Raw genomic sequence first — 2,402 nt, forward strand, 5'->3', positions numbered from 1 at the left:
TACTAGTGCAGCGCGGTAGAAATGCTTGAGCAGCTGCGGATAATGGTGAAACAGAAGGATGAACCGCTGACCCACTCGATGCTCAGCTCATCCGATTACACTCTTCACAACTAGGCTATGCCTAACCCCCATCCCTTGAGGATGCAATGAGCACGGTAACAGTGAACCAGCTGAGGGCATGATGTCTTCTCAAAAAAAGGAACTAGTTCGCGGCACTATGCCGCGAACTAGTTCTCAACTCTGACTCTCTCCTTGAGTTTCTCAAGTCCTGCCTTAACTTGGTAGCCCAAACTGCTCCCAACCTTGTACCAGAATCCCCAACAGCCTGACACTACATCATCAAGGCAGGCACCTTTGGTACAAGGTTGGACATAACTCAGGCTGTTTGAGGTGGACATGATCTCAGCTGCCACCAGATTAGATTACTCAACCTGTTGACCTCCTTTGTACTTCCATTGAAAAGGCTTGGACATAGTGCGGTTGAAGTAATCAATAAATTCTAGAATGCGATCGCTTAATTCCACAGTAGAGGTAAAACTGGCACGGCGGAGCAAGCGCCTGACCAAAATACTGAACCAACACTCAATCTGATTCAACCAAGAGGTATGCTTTGGGATGTAGACGAAACGAATACGGTGACTGGCATCAGACAAGAAAGCAGCACGAGTTGCCATGGACTTGAGAATACCAAATTGTTCTTTGACCCCTAAGTCCGTGTCGATTTCACAGCAAGCAGCAACCAGTCGCACCAGGGAAGCTGATTTGTGAATGTTGAGTTGGTCAACCAGAAAAATCCACTCCCCATCTGGGTCAGTTTCAATGGTATTGGCAATATGGTTAGCAAAGTCACATTCAAAACGAGTTGGACTAATCGTAGGAGCGATCGCTTTTCCTGTAGCAATCTCCAGATTAGCAATCAGACTCACTGTACCATGGCGAATGTACTCAAATTCAATACATTCAATGCGTCCTGGTTTCATCGGTAAAGTCTCAGCCGCACGTTCAAGTGCCTGGATGCCTGTCATCTCATCGGTACTTACTAGATGAACCCCTTGTTTTGACAAAGTTGGAGCTTGTTCATACAACTGACAAATAGCTGTCACCTGTTGTTTGAATTCTTCTGGGTCATCCGGGTTAGCGTTGAGCCAATAACGACTTCGATGGGGTTGTAGAGTCGCCTCGTTTTAAAAAACGCCTCACACTGCGTTGAGAAATCTGCTCCACTATGCCTCGTTTAACTACTTCCGAGGTTAATTCTTTGGTTGTCCAGTGACTCACCGGACGCCCAAAACTCGGAGGCGACTCACAAGCGGTAGCAACAATCTGTACTACTTGCTCCGTGGTGAATGTCGCTGGTGTACCTGGTCGTGGTGCATCCCCTAAACTGTCTACCATCATTTGTAGCAGTTCTTTGTCAGTGATACCCTTTGCTTCTATACTTATCAAACGCTCGGTCGCAACAGACCAGCGTTTTCGCCAGGTTCGCACAGTATTACGTGCGAGTTGCAACTTTTGAGCTATCTGAGTATTATTCATACCCTCGGCAGCCAATAAAATGACCCTCACCCGTTCCACTAATCCTTGAGGGCTACTGTGACGACGCACTAACTGTTCGAGTAAACTTCGCTGTTGCTGTGATAATTTAATCTTCAGGGGATGGGGGTCAGGCATAGCACAAGTTGTGAAGAGTACAATAGGGTAAGCTGAGCATCGAGTAGGTAAGCAGTTCATCCTTCTATTTTACCATTATCAGCAGCTGCTCAAGTATTTCTGCCGCGCTGCACTAGGATCTAGATTAGTTATTTCCGCTCCAAGAACTGTACCTATCGCTAATCCTCCCCAAGGTACAGCCATTTGACCCAAAATACCCAGTATAGCTGACTGAGCAGAACTATAACCTAGTGCGAGAAACAGTGGAATGACTAAAATGGTACCAACTCCAAATCCACTAACTGACTCGGCAAAAGGAGCGAACCCAATCACTAGCAGCAACACCTGTAAGTCTCGCTCAGGAACTAAACGAGCAATACCCCGTCCTAAAAGGCTCATACCATCTACAGACTTGAGCAGATAGTAAAGTAGCAAACTGGGAAATAGCACATAGAAAACTGATAGTGATGTCGCAAGTCCCTTGACCAAAGCAAGTAGTAATTGCCCAGGAAACAAACGAAAAACAGGAAATAGTAGTGTTGATCCCATAGCAGCTATCAAAGTAGCAAGTCCTGCCTGTTGGCTTGGTCGCTGCAATACCACTAGCATTACTATGGCTACCCACAAAGGCATAGTAGCAATTATGATTTCCAAGACATTTGTCTCCTGTATTAACAATAGTTAATCTACTTTTGCTAGCTGGCGGCTATCTAAATTAGTATTGTGAGATAAGTTGATAGCTGGAGCTTGAC

Annotated in this window: 3 protein-coding genes; all 3 read right to left on the reverse strand. The window is 45.8% G+C overall.

Features of this window, described 5'->3' with window-relative positions; all coding sequences use genetic code 11:
* Nucleotides 1-422: 422 nt before the first annotated feature.
* On the reverse strand, nucleotides 423-1,103 hold the full coding sequence (locus tag F6K49_RS41620; protein WP_293107062.1) for a transposase: 681 nt from the start codon (nucleotides 1,101-1,103) through the stop codon (nucleotides 423-425).
* A gap of 31 nt (nucleotides 1,104-1,134) precedes the next feature.
* Complete coding sequence (locus F6K49_RS41625) at nucleotides 1,135-1,671, reverse strand: helix-turn-helix domain-containing protein (RefSeq protein WP_075901518.1); 537 nt, start codon at nucleotides 1,669-1,671, stop codon at nucleotides 1,135-1,137.
* Nucleotides 1,672-1,749: 78 nt separating this feature from the next.
* On the reverse strand, nucleotides 1,750-2,304 hold the full coding sequence (locus F6K49_RS41630) for an L-lactate permease (protein WP_293107066.1): 555 nt from the start codon (nucleotides 2,302-2,304) through the stop codon (nucleotides 1,750-1,752).
* Nucleotides 2,305-2,402: the final 98 nt, after the last annotated feature.

Source organism: Moorena sp. SIO3I6, from assembly GCF_010672095.1.